This is a genomic window from Bradyrhizobium sp. S69, from assembly GCF_009766005.1.
In the GTDB taxonomy this organism is placed as follows: domain Bacteria; phylum Pseudomonadota; class Alphaproteobacteria; order Rhizobiales; family Xanthobacteraceae; genus Bradyrhizobium.
The window spans coordinates 50,617-67,094 of record NZ_LMUK01000012.1; the positions used below are offsets into that span (position 1 = coordinate 50,617).

Annotated in this window: 14 protein-coding genes; 13 read left to right on the forward strand and 1 reads right to left on the reverse strand. The window is 63.3% G+C overall.

What is annotated here, in order from left to right; all coding sequences use genetic code 11:
• Positions 1 to 2: 2 nt before the first annotated feature.
• From GSQ88_RS04450 to GSQ88_RS04475, 6 genes are read left to right on the forward strand one after another with little or no spacing between them, the layout of a single operon-like run.
• Positions 3 to 2,996, forward strand: a complete 2,994-nt coding sequence (locus tag GSQ88_RS04450) for a xanthine dehydrogenase family protein molybdopterin-binding subunit (RefSeq protein WP_159006181.1) — start codon at positions 3 to 5, stop codon at positions 2,994 to 2,996.
• The gene (locus tag GSQ88_RS04455) at positions 2,993 to 3,805 is read left to right on the forward strand and encodes an FAD binding domain-containing protein (RefSeq protein WP_159006182.1); all 813 of its coding nucleotides are present in this window, start codon (positions 2,993 to 2,995) and stop codon (positions 3,803 to 3,805) included. The genes GSQ88_RS04450 and GSQ88_RS04455 overlap by 4 nt, the downstream gene beginning before the upstream one ends.
• A complete protein-coding gene (locus tag GSQ88_RS04460; protein WP_159006183.1) occupies positions 3,802 to 4,323 on the forward strand; it encodes a (2Fe-2S)-binding protein in 522 nt (173 codons plus the stop codon). The genes GSQ88_RS04455 and GSQ88_RS04460 overlap by 4 nt, the downstream gene beginning before the upstream one ends.
• Positions 4,316 to 5,863 (forward strand): AMP-binding protein, encoded by a 1,548-nt coding sequence (locus GSQ88_RS04465; RefSeq protein WP_159006184.1) that lies wholly within the window; start codon positions 4,316 to 4,318, stop codon positions 5,861 to 5,863. The genes GSQ88_RS04460 and GSQ88_RS04465 overlap by 8 nt, the downstream gene beginning before the upstream one ends.
• Positions 5,864 to 5,882: 19 nt before the next feature.
• A complete protein-coding gene (locus tag GSQ88_RS04470) occupies positions 5,883 to 6,689 on the forward strand; it encodes an enoyl-CoA hydratase/isomerase family protein (protein ID WP_159006185.1) in 807 nt (268 codons plus the stop codon).
• Positions 6,690 to 6,721: 32 nt separating this feature from the next.
• The gene (locus GSQ88_RS04475; RefSeq protein WP_159006186.1) at positions 6,722 to 8,053 is read left to right on the forward strand and encodes an MFS transporter; all 1,332 of its coding nucleotides are present in this window, start codon (positions 6,722 to 6,724) and stop codon (positions 8,051 to 8,053) included.
• Between the two features lie 63 nt (positions 8,054 to 8,116).
• Here the strand turns inward: GSQ88_RS04475 and GSQ88_RS04480 are convergent, their stop codons facing one another.
• The gene (locus GSQ88_RS04480; RefSeq protein WP_159006187.1) at positions 8,117 to 8,554 is read right to left on the reverse strand and encodes a MarR family winged helix-turn-helix transcriptional regulator; all 438 of its coding nucleotides are present in this window, start codon (positions 8,552 to 8,554) and stop codon (positions 8,117 to 8,119) included.
• A 216-nt stretch (positions 8,555 to 8,770) separates the two neighbouring features.
• Here GSQ88_RS04480 and GSQ88_RS04485 point away from each other — a divergent pair, with 216 nt between their 5' ends.
• From GSQ88_RS04485 to GSQ88_RS04515, 7 genes are all read left to right on the forward strand, one after another.
• Positions 8,771 to 9,907 (forward strand): substrate-binding domain-containing protein, encoded by a 1,137-nt coding sequence (locus tag GSQ88_RS04485; protein WP_159006208.1) that lies wholly within the window; start codon positions 8,771 to 8,773, stop codon positions 9,905 to 9,907.
• Between the two features lie 303 nt (positions 9,908 to 10,210).
• On the forward strand, positions 10,211 to 11,728 hold the full coding sequence (locus tag GSQ88_RS04490; RefSeq protein WP_502706693.1) for an amidase: 1,518 nt from the start codon (positions 10,211 to 10,213) through the stop codon (positions 11,726 to 11,728).
• 28 nt (positions 11,729 to 11,756) lie between these two features.
• A complete protein-coding gene (locus tag GSQ88_RS04495) occupies positions 11,757 to 12,614 on the forward strand; it encodes a branched-chain amino acid ABC transporter permease (protein WP_159006189.1) in 858 nt (285 codons plus the stop codon).
• A gap of 4 nt (positions 12,615 to 12,618) precedes the next feature.
• Positions 12,619 to 13,839 (forward strand): substrate-binding protein, encoded by a 1,221-nt coding sequence (locus GSQ88_RS04500; RefSeq protein WP_159006190.1) that lies wholly within the window; start codon positions 12,619 to 12,621, stop codon positions 13,837 to 13,839.
• Between the two features lie 219 nt (positions 13,840 to 14,058).
• The gene (locus GSQ88_RS04505) at positions 14,059 to 15,009 is read left to right on the forward strand and encodes a branched-chain amino acid ABC transporter permease (RefSeq protein WP_502706694.1); all 951 of its coding nucleotides are present in this window, start codon (positions 14,059 to 14,061) and stop codon (positions 15,007 to 15,009) included.
• A 4-nt stretch (positions 15,010 to 15,013) separates the two neighbouring features.
• The gene (locus GSQ88_RS04510) at positions 15,014 to 15,748 is read left to right on the forward strand and encodes an ABC transporter ATP-binding protein (protein WP_159006192.1); all 735 of its coding nucleotides are present in this window, start codon (positions 15,014 to 15,016) and stop codon (positions 15,746 to 15,748) included.
• The gene (locus GSQ88_RS04515; RefSeq protein ID WP_159006193.1) at positions 15,741 to 16,442 is read left to right on the forward strand and encodes an ABC transporter ATP-binding protein; all 702 of its coding nucleotides are present in this window, start codon (positions 15,741 to 15,743) and stop codon (positions 16,440 to 16,442) included. The genes GSQ88_RS04510 and GSQ88_RS04515 overlap by 8 nt, the downstream gene beginning before the upstream one ends.
• Positions 16,443 to 16,478: the final 36 nt, after the last annotated feature.

Here is a 16,478-nt window from a genome sequence, read left to right on the forward strand (position 1 = left end):
GGATGGCGGACGCCGCTGGCCATCTGCTTGACCATCACGAAGCGGGATCGACGTGGGTCGGAAAGTCTATTCCGCGCGTCGAAGACGCCTCGCTATTGTCCGGGCGCGGCCGCTTCATCGATGACCTCGGCGTCCGGCCCGGCACGCTCCATGCCGCGATCCTGCGCTCGCCGCACGCGCACGCGGACATCGTCTCGATCGATATCTCGGCGGCCAAACAATCGCCCGGCGTCGTCGCGGTGCTCACTGGCGAGGATGTGACGTCGCTCACCACGAGCCTCGTCGTCGGGGTCAAGGCGCCGGTGGAATGCTGGCCGATCGCGGTCGGACGCGTGCGCTATGTCGGTGAACCGGTCGCCGTGATCGTTGCGACCGATCGTTACCTGGCCGAAGACGCCGCCGATCTGATCGACGTGCAGTATCGGCCGCGTCCCGTGGTGTGCGATCCGCTGGCGGCGTTGAGTCCGGATGCGCCGGTCCTGCATGACGGATTCAAGGGCAATGTCGCCAGCGACCGGACGTTTCGTTATGGCGATCCGGAGCAGGCCTTTGCGTCGGCGGCGCATCGCATCAGCATCGATATCCGCTATCCGCGCAACTCCTGCACGCCGATCGAAACCTACGGCGTGGTCGCGGACTATGATGCCGGCGAAGACGCCTATGACGTGCTCTCCAATTTCCAGGGCCCCTTCAGCATCCATGCGGTGCTGTCGCGCGCGTTACGGGTGCCCGGCAATCGTCTGCGTTTGCGCACGCCGCCGGATTCCGGCGGCAGCTTCGGCGTCAAGCAGGGGGTTTTTCCTTATATCGTTCTGATTGCCGCGGCGGCGCGCGCGGCCGACCGCCCGGTCAAATGGATCGAAGACCGGCTCGAGCATTTGACCGCATCGGTTTCGGCCACCAATCGCGCCACCACGCTCAGCGCCGCAGTGAGCGACGATGGCAGGATACTCGCGCTCGACTGGGATCAGGTCGAAGATTGCGGCGCGCATTTAAGGGCGCCGGAGCCCGCGACCTTGTATCGGATGCATGGCAACCTGACCGGGGCCTATGACATCCGCCATCTCAAGGTCCGCAATCGCGTCGTCGTCACCAACAAGACGCCGACCGGCCTTAATCGCGGCTTCGGCGGCCCGCAGGTCTATTTCGCGCTCGAGCGCCTGGTGCAGCGCATCGCGGTCGAACTCAATCTCGACCCGCTGGATGTGATCCGGCGCAATTTGGTTGCCGCCGGCGCCTTTCCGTATCGCACCGCGAGCGGGGCGCTGTTGGATTCCGGGGACTATCAGGAAGCGATCCGGCGCGGTGTCGTCGAAGGCGGGCTTGCGGCACTCAAAGCGCGCCGCGATGCCGCGCGCGCGCAGGGCAGGCTCTACGGCATCGGCTACACCGCGGTGGTCGAGCCGAGCGTGTCCAACATGGGCTACATCACGACCGTGCTGACACCGGCCGAGCGCCGCAAGGCCGGTCCGAAAAACGGCGCCCAGGCCACGGCGACGATCTCGATCGACCCGGTCGGCAGTGTCAGCGTGCATGTCTCCTCGGTGCCGCAGGGGCAGGGCCATCGCACCGTATTGTCGCAGGTGGTGGCCGACGTATTCGGCCTCACGCCGTCCGACATCAGGGTCAACACCGAGCTCGACACCACCAAGGACGCCTGGTCGATCGCCTCGGGCAATTACGCCAGCCGGTTCGCACCCGCCGTGGCCGGCACCGCCAAGCTCGCCGCCGAACGCATCGCGCAGCGGCTGGCGTGCATCGCCGCGAGCCAGTTGAACACGGAAGTCGACGATATCGCGTTCGTCGCGGGCCATGTCGGATCGAAGCGCAATCCGGACAACAAGGTCTCGTTCTCGCGTCTTGCGGGTTTGAGCCATTGGTCGCCCGGCGCGCTGCCCGACGGTGTCGGGCAAACCATTCGCGAAACCGTGTTCTGGACCCCGCCCGAACTGACCGCGCCTGACGATGCCGATCATATCAACTCGTCGCTCTGCCACGGCTTCATTTTCGATTTCTGCGGTGTCGAGATCGACCGCGTTACGCTGCAAACCCGCATCGATCGCTATGTCACCATGCATGATTGCGGCACGATCCTGCACCCCGCGATGGTCGATGGCCAGATTCGCGGCGGCTTCGCGCAGGCGCTGGGCGCCGCGCTCTACGAGGAATTTGCCTACGCGCCGGACGGCAGTTTCCTGACCGGAACCTTTGCCGATTATCTGCTGCCGACCACCATGGAGGTGCCTGATCCGCTGATCCTCCATATGCAGACGCCGTCGCCATTCACGCCGCTGGGCGCCAAGGGCGTCGGCGAGGGCAATTGCATGTCGACGCCGGTCTGCATCGCCAATGCGGTCGCGGACGCGCTCGCCACCAAAGACATCGACCTGCCGCTGGTGCCGGCGAAACTCGCGGACATCGTGCGCGGGGCCGAGCCTGCTCCACCGGCGGGCCGGGCCGCGGACACGAAGCGCACCGGTGACCGCAGTCTGCGCGGCGAAGGGCAAGCCACGGTTGCGGCATCCGCCGAGCGCGTCTGGGCCATGTTGCTGGATCCCGCGACGCTACAGGCCGTGATTCCCGGATGCCACCACGTCGAAAAACTTTCCGATACGCATTTCCGGGCCGAAGTGACATTGGGCATCGGTCCCGTGAAGGGACGGTATCGCGCCGAGGTGAGATTATCCGATCTCGACCCGCCGCATGCGGTGACGCTTGGCGGCTCGGCGGAAGGCGGGCTCGGATTCGGTGGCGGCGAGGGACGCATTACGCTTGCTCCGACCGCAAGCGGCGGCACCTCGATCCACTACGTCTACGAAGCCGCGATCGGCGGCAAGGTGGCCAGCATCGGAGGCCGCCTGCTCGACGGCGCCGCCCGCGTCATCATTGGGCAGTTTTTTGCGTCGCTGGCGCGCCAGGCGGGCGGTGCTGCACCGAACCGATCGCGCGGGTCCTTTGTCGCGAAGCTGCGCCGTCTGTTCGGAGGCGGCCGATGAAGCCCGCCGCGTTCGACTATGTGCGCGCCGAAACGCTCGACGAGGCGTTGGAGGTGCTGCGCCAGGAGGGAAGCGACGCCCGCATCATCGCCGGCGGGCAGTCGCTGATGGCGATGCTCAACATGCGGCTGGCAAGACCCAGGACGCTGATCGACATCATGCGCCTTCCTGAATTGGCGCGGATCGATGCCAAAGGTGACACGATCGTGGTGGGCGCGGGCGTGCGGCAGGCCGCGTTGCTGGCGTGGCCGGAGCTCGGCCGCAGCCTGCAACTGGTCGCGCTGGCGCTGCCGTGGACGGGGCATGCCCAGACGCGGAGCAGGGGCACCGTCTGCGGATCAATCGCGCATGCCGATCCGAGCGCGGAATTGCCGCTGGTCCTGCAAGCGCTCGGCGGCGAGGTCCATCTGCGCAGCGCCAAACGGCGCCGCCGCGTCGCGGCACGGGAGTTCTTTGCCGGCATGATGACGACGGTCCGCGCGGAAGACGAATTGATCGAAGCCGTCTCGTTTCCAGCCGCCCAACAACGCTGTGCCTTTCGTGAAGTGGCCCGCCGTCACGGCGATTTTGCCATCGTCGCCGCGGCGGCGGTGCAAACCGCCGCAGGGGTGCGCCTCGCGGTCGGCGGCGTCGCCGATATGCCGGTGGCGCGGGATTTTCCGCGCCTCGAAGGCAGCGCGCTCGACGAAGCCTTGAATGCGTTCGCCTACGAGCTCGACGCGCGTGATGATGTTCATGCCACCGCGCGGTATCGCCGCGACCTGGTGCGCCTGATCGGCCGCGATCTGGTGCGGGAGGTGCTGCCATGAGCCGATTGCAGGCAGGCCGCCGCCATCCCGTCCGCTTCTCGCTGAACGGCAAGCCATGTACCGGCGAGGCCGAACCGCGGCTGCTGTTGACCGATTTCCTGCGGCATCAGATCGGAATGACCGGCACCCATGTCGGCTGCGAGCATGGCGTCTGCGGCGCCTGCACCGTCAGCATCGACGGCAGCCCGGCGCGGGCCTGCCTCACGCTGGCCGCGCAGGTCGACGGCTGCGAGGTGCGCACTGTGGAAAGCCTGGCGCCGTCCGCGGGCCGTCTCGGCATCCTGCAAGCGGCGTTCAAGCGCAACCATGCGCTTCAGTGCGGCTTCTGCACCGCCGGCATCCTGATGTCGCTCGATTGTTTGCTGCGCGATCACCCGCGACCGGACGAGGCGACGATTCGCGATTTTCTGAGCGGCCATCTTTGCCGATGCACCGGATATGCGCCGATCATACGCGCGGCGCTGGAGGCGGCGGCGGAAATGGCGGGCGACGTGAGCAGAGAGACGACCCATGCTTGATCTTGGAACCGGCTTTGTTGCCAGCGTGGCGCGCGATCCCGATGCGCTGGCAATCGTCGATGGCAGCGTTCGCCTGACGTACGCGCAATGGTATGCGCGGATTTCGTCGCTGGTCGCTTCGCTTGAAAGCATCGGCTTGAAGCCCGGCGATCATCTCGTCAGCGTGCTGCAAAACTGCGAAGCGGCCGCGACCCTGCATTGGGCCTGTCAGTTGGCGGGCATCATCATCACGCCGGTGAATTGGCGCGCCAAGGCCGACGAACTCGATTTCTGCCTCGAAAACTCCGAGGCGCGCGCCATCGTGTATCAGGCCGCGTCCGCGCCGGCGGTTGAGGCATCGACGCATCCGCCGGCGCTGCCGTGCATCTGCGTCGGCGACAATGCTGTGGCCGGCGCCCTGGCATTCGACGCGATGGTGGCGGAGGTCGCGGCCGAGGCTGTGCCCCGTGCCGGCGCCGACGCCTGGTCGGTCATGCTCTATACCTCCGGAACCACGTCGCGGCCAAAGGGCGTGCCGCGGCGTCATCGCGCGGAGCGAGCTGCCGGCATCGCCCACGTCGCGCAGAACCTCTATCGGCGCGGCGAACGAACGCTCGGCGTGATGCCGCTGTATCACACCATGGGTGTCCGCTCGCTGATCGCGATGTCGCTGATCGGCGGGACGTTTGTCTGTTTGCCGCGCTACGACGCCAGCCAGGCGCTCGCGTTGATCGAGGCGGAGGCGATCACCAATCTCTATCTGGTGCCGACGCTTTACCACGATCTGGTCCACGCCCGGGAGTTCGCGTCGGCCGACGTCTCAAGCGTCCGCAAACTCGGCTTCGCCGGGGCTTCGATGACCGACGGGTTGCTGAAGAAGCTGAACGATGCGTTCCGGCCCGATCTGTTCGTCAACCATTACGGCAGTTCGGAAATCTACACCTTCACGATCGATCAGAACGCGCCTGCCAAGCCGGGATCGGCGGGCAAGGCCGGAATCAATCAGCAAATACGCGTGGTCAGGCTGAACGCCACGTCGGCGGCGGAACTCGCCAAGCCCCATGAGGAGGGCGAGGTCATCGCGCTGCTCGCGGGCGACGAGTCGTTCGAGGGCTACTGGCGGCGTCCCGACGCCGACGCTAAAGCGCTGCGCGACGGCTGGTATTTCACCGGCGACACCGGTTTTGTCGACGCCGACGGCGACCTGTTCGTTACCGGCCGGGTCGACGACATGATCATCAGCGGCGGCGAAAACATCTCGCCGGTCGAAATCGAAAGCTGCTTGTCGCTGCATCCGGCGGTGCTCGAAGTCGCTGTCGTCGGTCTTGCCGATGAGCGATGGGGCAAGGTGGTCACGGCGTTTGTGAAGCGCCGCGGGCCAGTCAGTGAACAGGATCTCGAACAGTTTTGCCGGATCTCGGGCCTGGCGAATTTCAAGCGGCCGCGGCGCTTCGTCTTTGTCGATGCGTTGCCGAAATCCCCGGTCGGAAAACTACTGCGCCGCCTGTTGGTCGCAGGCGACTACCAACACGAAAATGTGCCGCCCTCAAGCGCGGCCTAACACCCTGAAAGGAAATGACATGGCTTCATCCTACGCTTTTGCGGATTCCCGACTCGGCAAGCTCGACGGTTTCGAGGTCGAGATCGACGAGGCGCGGGAACGCGCCGACATCATTCTCAACCGGCCGCCCTACAATGTCGTCTCGATGCCGCAGCGCGATCAATTGCGGCTGGTGTTCGAGACGCTCGACGAGGATGATCGGGTCCGCATCATCGTCATCAGGTCGGTCGGCGAACATTTTTCCTCAGGCGGCAATATCGGTGGCTTCATGGAAGCTACGCCGGAGAAGGTCTCCAAGCTCGCCTGGAATATCGCCTCGCCGACACGCTGCGCCAAGCCGGTGATCGTTGCCAATCGCGGCTATTGCTTCGGGGTCGGCTTCGAACTGTCGCTGGCCTGCGATTTCCGCATCGCCTCCGAGACGACGCTGTACGCGCTGCCCGAGCAGAAGCTCGGCCAGATCCCGGGATCGGGCGGCTCGGCGCGGTTGCAGAAGATGATCGGCATCACCCGGACCAAGGACATCGTGATGCGCTCGAAGCGGATTCCCGCCAAGCAGGCCTTCGATTGGGGCATCGCGACCGAATGCGTGCCGGATGCCGAGCTTGAGAAGGCCACCGACAAATTGGTCGACGAGCTTCGTACCTTTGCGCCGCTGGCGCAGCGCACCGCCAAGAAGCTTCTGAACGACACCGAAGACTCGATGCTGACGGTCGCGATCGAACTCGAAGGCCACTGCTACAGCCGGTTGCGTCAATCGGAGGATTTCAAGGAGGGCGTCGAGGCCTTCAACCAGAAGCGCCCGCCAAAATTCATCGGGCGCTAGATTCATGTGGGGCAAAACGGGGGAGGAATGAAATGACAACGCTGAATATTGAGGCCGTTGAAACGGCGCCGCCGGTCGCAGCCAAACAAATGCGAAATGCGATGGTGGCGTCGGTTCTCGGATGGTCGCTCGATCTGTTCGATCTGTTTATTCTATTGTACGTGGCGCCGACGGTGGGAGCGTTATTCTTCCCATCCAGCGTCCCGACATTGTCATTGGCCGCCGTGTACGCCTCGTTCGCGGTGACGCTGTTGATGCGCCCGGTGGGCTCCGCGATCTTCGGTCACTATGCGGATGTCCATGGACGCAAGGGCGCGATGCTGGTCGCCATCGTCGGTGTCGGCATCAGCACCGCCGCGTTCGGCCTACTGCCGACCATCGCCCAAGCGGGCTTCATCGCGCCGGTCCTGTTCCTGCTATTGCGTCTGGTGCAGGGCATCTTCGTCGGCGGGGTGGTGGCTTCGACCCACACCATCGGCACCGAATCGATCAAACCAGCCTGGCGCGGCGCGATGTCCGGGCTGATCGGCGGCGGCGGCGCCGGCATCGGATCGTTGCTGGCGTCGTTCGTCTTTCTCGTGACGTCGTCGATATTCCCCGGCGATGCGTTCGCGGTGTGGGGCTGGCGCTGCATGTTCTTTTCCGGACTGCTGAGCTCGTTGCTCGGCTGGTTCATTTTCCGCAATCTCGAGGAATCGCCGTTTTTCAAGGAGCAGCAGAAGCAGAAAGCGGCCGGCACCTTCCAGGCGCCGCGGGCGCCGGTGAAGGTGCTGTTTTCAAGCGAGCATCGGAACACTTTGTTGCTCAATCTGCTGATCACCTTCGGCGGCGGCGCCGGCTATTATTTGACCTCCGGCTATCTTCCGTCGTTTCTCAAGGTGGTGAACGGCGTTCCAAACAACGTCTCATCGCTCATTTTGATGAGCGCGAGCCTGGCGGCACTGGTCTCGGCCGTTCTGGTCGGGGCGCTCAGCGATTTCATCGGCCGCAAGAAGACGTTCCTGCTGGTCGGGGTCTGCATGCTGGTGCTGCTGCCGCTGTGTTATCTGAACATGGCCAAGACGACCGACACCAGCACGATCGCGTTCTATGCGCTGGCGATCGCCTTCCTCGGCAATGCCGGCTATGCGCCGGTGCTGATCTTTCTCAACGAGCGCTTTCCGACCGCGATCCGTGCCAGCGGCACTGGTTTATCCTGGAACATCGGCTTCGCGCTCGGCGGCATGATGCCGACATTCGTTTCGCTGGCGAGCGCCGGACCGGCGCAGATTCCAATGTCGCTGTCGATTTTCGTCGCGGTTATTTTTACCATCTACCTGATCGGCGCGGTGCTGATCCCGGAAACCAAAGGCGATTTTCGCTGATCGTACGACCGGCGGCGGCGATGCCCGCCGCCGGGCTCTCGCAGGCCGGTTGAATACGCGCGTTCAGTTCGCTTTTTCGATCAGGCTTTCCAGCAGCCGTTTCAATTCGGCCGTCGCCTTGTTGCCGTAACTTTCGGCGATGTGCGACTCCTGGCTCAGCGCCAGCGAATTCAGGCGCTGGGTCAGCGCCTTTCCGCGTTCGGAGCTGAACATCAGCACCTTGCGCCGGTCGTCGGAATCCTGGACGCGGTAAACCAGCGAATCCGACACCATGCGATCGACCATCTTGGTCAGGGTCGGATGATTGAGCAGCACCGCTTCCGCAAGTTCCCCCATCGAATGGCCCTTGCCGTCCGAAAGGACTTTCAGGATGCGCCACTGTTCCACCGGCACGCCTTCGGTCCGAAAGCGGGCGTCAAGCTGCCGATTGATCTCCCGGTTCGCCTGCGCGAGCAGATAAGCGAGGTGTTCCGTGATGGGTTTGCTGGGCGATCTGGCCAAGGGTCTGAACTTTGAGAATGGGTGTTGGGTGAATATTGGGCTCTCTTGCCAGTTCTATATGCATGCGAATCGTTGAATATTCAATATTTTCCAGTACGATATTTTTGTTGCCGATCACCTTGCCGATGGTACTGTGATAGCCGCCGGACGTCACAAAGCCAAAAGGAGAGCGAATTGCTCTCGCCCACGCATATCGGAAAGTTCGGCGGGCCGTCGATGCCGCCGGAATGGCTGCTGAAGGGATTCTCGGCGTCGGGCGCCGGGACGTCGGCGCAGTCACCGCGCCCGCTCCGTGAACGTGGCGATCGCGGCAAGCTGCGGATTGCCAATTTTGTCGGGCTGTCGGGTCCATCGGGAATCTGGGGCCCGGCCTCGATCAATAGCTCGCTGCTGGCGGCTTCCGAAATCAATCGCCGCGGCGGCATTCTCGGCCGCGAAATCGAGATCGCGTTCCATGACACCGGCGGCGATATCGACGACGTGACGCAGACCGCATCCGACCTTGTCGCGTCGGAGGGCGCCGACATCATTACGGGCTCCCATATCAGCGCGGTTAGGGTGGCGCTGCGCAAGGTGATCGCCGGACATATTCCTTACCTCTATACGCCGGTATATGAGGGCGGCGAGCGAACGCCCGGCGTCATGGCGATCGGCGAGACGCCGGGAATGCAATGGCGTCCGGCGATCGAGTGGCTCGCCAACACCAAACGCGCGCAGCGATGGTATCTGATCGGCAGCGACTATGTCTGGCCGTGGCTCTCCCACAAGTCGATCAAGAAGTACATCAAGGATGCCGGCGGGTGTGTGCTCGGCGAGGAGTTTGTGCCGATCGGCGAACACGACCACAGCCGCCAATTGGCGCGGATTCGGGCCGCGAAGCCCGACGTGGTTCTGATCACCTTGATCGGCGCCGACAGTATCTTCTTCAACCGCGCCTTTGCCGAGCAGGGGCTCGGCTCCCGGATGCTCCGTCTGGCCGGCGCGATGGACGAGACGGTGCTGCTTGGGATCGGCGCCGACAACACCGAAGGCCTGTACTGCGCGTCCGGCTATTTCATCGACATGGCCACGCGCGCCAACGACATCTTCCGCGACCAATATCAGGCGTCGTTCGGCCGCCACGCGCCTCCGCTTGGCTCCATCGGGCAGTCGAACTACGAGGGTTTGCGGTTTTTGGAGACGGTCGCGTCGCGCGCGGGTTCGCTGGCGATCAAGCCGCTGCTCTCGGCTGCCGCCAATGTCGACTATCAGGGCGCGCGAGGCCGGATCGACATTCGCCGCGGTAACGCCCGCATGCCGATCTATCTCGCCGCGGCCAACGGGCTCGATTTCCGGCTGATCAAGCAATTCTGACGGCCCGCCAAGATCGCTCCTCAGGGATGAGGAAGATTTACGGACCTCATCCTGAGGAGCTTGCGAAGCAAGCGTCTCGAAGGATGGAGGCAACACATGGACTCGCGGCCATCCTTCGAGACGCGGCGAAGACGCCGCTCCTCAGGATGAGGTCGGTGCCGCTGCGGCGCAACCATCGCGAGATGCCTGATCGCAAAATAATACTTGAAAAGGAAAACATTTCCGTTTCTAGTGATGTCGGCAACGTCGCCGTTTTGCCGAAAGGCCTTGCGCGACAGCCATCCGGAAACAGGAGAAGTCACCGTGCCAGCAGTAGCGCTACCAACCCCAGATCAATTGCGCGACGTTGCAGACGCCTGCGGTCTGGCCTTGACCGACGAGGACGTCAGCTCTTTCCGCGGATTGATGCAGGGTTCGATCGATGCCTACAACGTCGTCGCTGCGATGCCGGACGAAGTCCCGGTCGTCAAATATCCGCGGACCCCGGGCTATCGGCCGGGCCCTGAGGAAAACCCGCGCAATGCCTGGTACCGGAAGGCCACCGTCAAAGGCGCCGCAAGCGGCAAGCTCAAGGGTAAGGTCGTAGCCCTCAAGGACAATATCATGCTGGCCGGCGTGCCCATGATGAACGGGTCCGCGACGCTCGAGGGCTACGTGCCGGATTTCGACGCGACCATCGTCACGCGCATGCTCGACGCCGGCGCGGAAATCGCCGGCAAGGTGCATTGCGAGTCGTTCTGCATCTCCGGCGGCAGTCATACCAATTCGACCGGTCCGGTGCATAACCCGCACAAAATGGGGTTTTCCGCCGGTGGTTCGTCCTCCGGAAGCGGGGTCGTGGTCTCGCTTGGCGAGGTCGACATGGCAATCGGCGGCGACCAGGGCGGCTCGATCCGCATGCCCGCATCGTTCTGCGGCATCTACGGCATGAAGCCGACCTGGGGTCTGGTGCCCTATACCGGCGTCATGCCGATTGAAATTTACGTCGATCACACCGGGCCGATGACCGCCAACGTCGCCGACAACGCCCTGCTACTCGAAGTGCTGGCGGGCGATGACGGCTATGATCCGCGCATCAAGGCGCCCGAGGTGAAGGAATATACCAAGGCGCTTGGCGCTGGCGTCAAGGGCATGAAGATCGCCATCGTCAAGGAAGGCTACGAACAGGTCGGCGCGGAAGCCGCGGTCAACGAAAGCGTCAAGGAAGCGGCGAAGCGGTTTGCCTCCCTGGGCGCGTTGGTCGAAGAGGTTTCGATCCCGATGCATCTGGTGGCGCCGGCGATCTGGACGCCGATCGGAGCCGAGGGCATCGCCCAGACCATGATGTTCGGCGACGGCTACGGCCTGAGCCGTTCGGACTTGTATTCGACCTCCTTGATGGAGTTTCATCGCGGCTGGCGCGGCCAGGCTGACTCGCTGTCGGAGACGACAAAACTGTTCCTGATGCTCGGCACCTACATCAACAACAATTTCGGCCCACGCTACTACGGCAAGGCCGTGAACATCTCGCGTCGCCTGACCGCGACCTATGACAAGGTGCTTGCGAACTATGATCTGTTGTTGATGCCGACGACGCCGATGAAGGCAACGCCGTTGCCGGCGCCAGGGGCTTCCCGAGAAGAGGTGGTCCAGCGCGCCTTCGAGATGATCACCAACACCGCGCCGTTCGATATCACGCACCATCCGGCGATGTCGCTGCCGTGCGGCATGGTGGACGGGCTGCCCGTGGGCCTGATGCTGATCGGCCGGCATTTCGACGAGCCGACGATCTATCGCGCCGCGCACGCGTTCGAACAGTCCGCCGACTGGAAAACCATGTAAGCGGGAGACGAGTTACCGGTGATGCCGCATGGCTAATCTCTTTGTCGCATTGTTCGAGATCATGAGTTTCGGCGCGATCGTCGTTCTGGTCGTGCTGGGGCTCGGCATTATCGCCAGCATGATGGGGATCTTCAACTTCGCGCAGGGAGAATTTGTTCTGCTCGGCGCTTACATCACCTATGTCGTGCACAATGCCGGAGCGCCGGTCTGGATCGGAATGGCGGTCGCGCCGTTCGCGGTCGGCGCGCTGGGGTTCGTGCTGGAGCGCCTGGTGGTGCGCCGGTTCTACGCCGCGCCGATCGTGGCGATGCTCGGAACCTACGCGCTCGGGCTGATCATCCGCGAAATCGTGCGCGGCCTGATCGGCGGGCTGTATATCTCGGTGCCGGAACCGGTGGGCGGGTCGGTCAATCTCGGCGCCATGCATTTTTCGTCATGGCGGCTTGTGATCATCCTGATCACCGGATTGGTGATGGTCGCAAGCTATCTCTTGCTGTCGCGTACCGCGTTCGGATTGCGGATCCGGGCGTCGCTGGAAAATCCGGCGCTCGCCCGGGCATCGGGCATTTCCACCAACGCGATCTACGGGGCGACCTTTGCATTCGGCGCGGCTCTGGCGGGTCTTGCCGGGGCGCTGATTGTGCCGGTGTTCTCGCTATTCGCAGATCTCGGCCTTCGCTTTCTCATTCAGGGGTTTGTCGCCGTGATGGTCGGCGGCGTCGGGTCCTTTGCCGGGCCGGTGGCCGGCGCTGGCGTCATCGGAACGCTTTCGGCGGCGCTGCCGTGGGTGATTCCGCCTGTGATCGCCGATGTCCTCGTGTTCGTTATCGCAATCGTCTTCATCAAATTCCGGCCGCAAGGCCTGGTTTCAGGAAAAGGGGTTTAGTCCGATGTCCAGCGAGCTCAACCAACAGAGCCGGCGGCGCTTTCTCTCCAATTTTGCCTTCGCAAGCACGGCGCTTGCGACCGGCGTCGGAAGCTGGGTCATCCGTCCCGAATGGGCGAACGCGGCCGCTGACCCGATCAAGGTCGGCATCGCCACCGATTTGACCGGTCCGATCGGCTACGCCGGCAACGCCGACGCCAACGTGGCGAAAATGGTGGTGAAAGAAATCAACGATGCCGGCGGATTGCTTGGCCGGCCGCTGGAGCTGTTCATCGAGGACACCGCATCGAACGAATCGGTGGCGGTTGGCAATGTCCGCAAGCTGATCCAGCGCGACAAGGTCGACCTCGTGCTCGGTGGCATCACCAGTTCGATGCGCAACGCGATCAAGGACGTGATCGTCGCCCGCGGCAAGACGCTCTATATCTATCCGCAGCTTTACGAGGGCAAGGAATGTACGCCGTATCTGTTCTGTACCGGGCCCACGCCGGCGCAGCAGTGCGATGAATTCATTCCCTGGCTGATCAAGAACGGCGGTAAGAAATTCGCATTGCCGAGCGCCAACTATGTCTGGCCGCATACGCTCAATGTCTATGCGCGCAAGGTGATCGAGGCCAATGGCGGCGAGGTGGTGTTTGAAGAATATTATCCGCTCGACCAGATCGATTTCAGCGCCACCGTCAACCGGATCATCTCCAACAAGGTGGATGTGGTGTTCAATACCGTGATTCCGCCGGGCGTCGGGCCGTTCTTCAAGCAGCTTTACGAGGCAGGCTTCCTCAAGAATGGCGGCCGGCTCGCCTGCGTCTATTACGACGAGAACACGCTGAGCATCAATCAGCCGGCCGAGATCGAGGGATTGGCGAGCTGCCTGGATTATTTCAAGGCACTGACTCCGGAAGACCCGGTCAGCGCCAAGATCCAGGCCGGCTACGACAAGCAGTTTCCGGGCACGTTCCTGTTCGCGGCGGGAAGTGCGGCGACCGGAACCTATCGCGGCCTCAAGCTGTGGGAAGCCGCGGTCAAGGAGGCCGGCAAGGTCGACCGTGACGCGGTCGCCGCAGCCCTTGATCACGCCAAGATCGCCGAAGGCCCCGGCGGACCGGCCGAAATGGTTCCCGGCGAGCGGCATTGCAAAATGAAAATGTACACCGCCGTCGCCAAAGGCGGTAATTACGAGATCGTCGCGCGCAGTGCCGGCCTCGTCGAACCAAAGGAATGCTGAGCGTCTCGCGGCTAGAGCATGATGAGATGAGCTTAGAGCGAGTTGTATCGAGAACGGCTCCTGCTCCCCTCCCCCTTGCGGGGAGGGAGAAAGCTGCGGCAGGCGGCGTGGTGGTTCCTGAGCTCATGTGCTGGCAATTGGATGACTGAAACGACGCCGATTGAATTGAGACTTCCCGTTCGTGTTGGTCGTTCTCGCCGCTGGCAGGTGCTGCCGGTGATGGAGGCCGCGGTGCTCGTCATCGCGGCGCTGCTGCCGCTCGTGCTGCAGGATTATCTGACGATCTATGCCACGCGGGTCCTGATCCTCTGCCTGTTCGCGCTCTCGTTCGATCTGGTGTGGGGCTACGCCGGAATCATGAGCTTCGGACAGGCGGTGTTCTTCGGTTCGGCCGGATACGGCGTAGCGTTGATTACCCGCGATCTCGGCGTGACGTCGATGCTGATCGTGTTGCCGGCGGGGCTGTTGATCGGGCTCACCTTCGCTCTTCTGCTCGGGGGATTCCTGCTGCTGGGCCGGCATCAATCGAGCGTGATCTTCGTCTCCTTAGGGACGCTGACCGGTTCCTACGCGTTCGATCGGCTGGCGCGCGGCTGGTACTATCTCGGCGGCCAGAACGGCATCCCCTCGATTCCGCCGATGAGCCTCGGCAGCTACGATCTGGACGAGGGCCCGGTGTTCTATTATTTCGCGCTTGGAATCCTGGTGCTGGTCTATCTGTTGTGCCGCTTCCTGGTGGGATCGCAGTTCGGATTGGCGCTTGCCGGCCTGCGCGAGAATGAGCAGCGCATCGCGTTTTTCGGCTATCGGGTGCAGCGCCTCAAGGCGATCATCTTCTCGGTCGCGGGCGCCATCGCCGGCCTCGCCGGCAGCCTTTATGCTTTCCACGAAGGTTTTGTCTGGCCCAACATGCTGGGCGTCGTGATGTCCACGCAGGTCGTGCTCTATGTGCTGTTCGGCGGCGCCGGCACCTTGATCGGGGCGGTGATCGGCACCGTCGTGATCGAGGCCGTCAGCTTCTGGCTGTCGAACAGCTATCAGGACATCTGGCCGATCATCCTCGGCGTATTGCTGCTATTGGTCATCCTGTTTCGTCCCGCCGGGCTGATCAGCCTGATCGTCAGCGAGCGCGAACGCGTCGGCGGTTTCGGCCGTCCGCCAAAGGCCTGACATCATGGCCCTGCTCGAGGCGCGTGGCGTCACCAAGATCTTCGGCAAACTGACGGCCTTGAACGGCGCCGAACTCACCGTCGCGGAGAACGAATTTCACGGCCTGATCGGGCCGAACGGCTCCGGCAAGAGCACCTTGATGAAATGCATCGCCGGTGCGGAAACCCCGACCACCGGCACGGTGAAGTTTGGCGGTCGCGATATCACGCAATTTCCGCCTTCGGAGCGAACCCGCGCCGGCATGAGCCTGAAGTTTCAGATCACCAGCGTGCTGCCGGCCTTGACGCTGTACGACAACGTCCTGCTGGCGTTGCAAGCGCAGGCCTCGCTGCCGAGCCTGGTGTTTTCGCGGACCCGCGGCATCCTGCACGACCGTGTCATGGCGATGCTCGAACAATTTCGCCTGGTCGATCATGCGGCGGAGCCGGCCTCGGCGCTTTCGCATGGCCAGCAGCAATGGCTGGAAATCGCCATGGCGCTGGCGCCCGATCCGAAACTGCTGCTGCTGGATGAGCCGACCGGCGGCATGAGCCTGGAAGAGCGGCGCGTTACCGGTGAGCTGTTGCAGCCGATCAAGAAGCGTTGCTCGCTGGTCATCGTCGAGCACGACCTCGACTTCATTCGCGATATCTGCGATCGGCTGACGGTGCTCGATCAAGGCAGCGTGCTCGATTGCGGCTCGGTCGCGCAGATCCAGTCCAGCGCCAAGGTCCAGGAGGTCTATCTCCGCCGTGCCTGACGACAATTACCTTGATATCCGCGATCTCGACGCCGGTTATGGCCGCAGCCAGGTTCTGTTCGGCGTCAGCATCAATGTGCCATGGCGAGGCGGCGTCGCCATCCTGGGCCGCAACGGCGCCGGCAAGACGACCTTGATGAAGGCGATCGTCGGCGAACTGCCGTTGCTGGGTGGCTCCATCACGCTCGACGCCCGCGATGTCGGGCGGCTGCCGACCGAACAGCGCATTCGCCTCGGGTTCGGATATGTCCCGCAGGAGCATTCGGTGTTCGGCCGGCTTTCGGTGCGGGACAATCTTGCGGTGGGTGCGCTCACCAATCGTGACAGCCAGGCCGTCAACCGGATACTGGAAATATTTCCGAAGCTCGGTCAGCGCATGGACCAGGTGGCGGGCACGCTATCGGGCGGCGAACGCAAGATGCTCGCGATCGGACGCGCGCTATTGTCAGACCCGCGGGTGCTGTTGCTGGACGAACCGACCGAAGGCGTCTGGATCGGTGTCATCGAAGAAATCACCGAGCGATTGATCCTGCTGGCAAAGGATATTGCCGTTGTCATCGTCGAGCAGCATCTCGATCTCGCGCTCAGGGTTGCCGATCGCGCCTATGTGCTGGATCGCGGCAGGGTCGCGCTGACGGGATCGGCGCAGGAGGTCCGTGCCGATCCAAAGCTGCTGCAATATCTCGCGCCGTGAGGCCCTTGGAGCATGATGAGATCGGGTTGAGCCGGA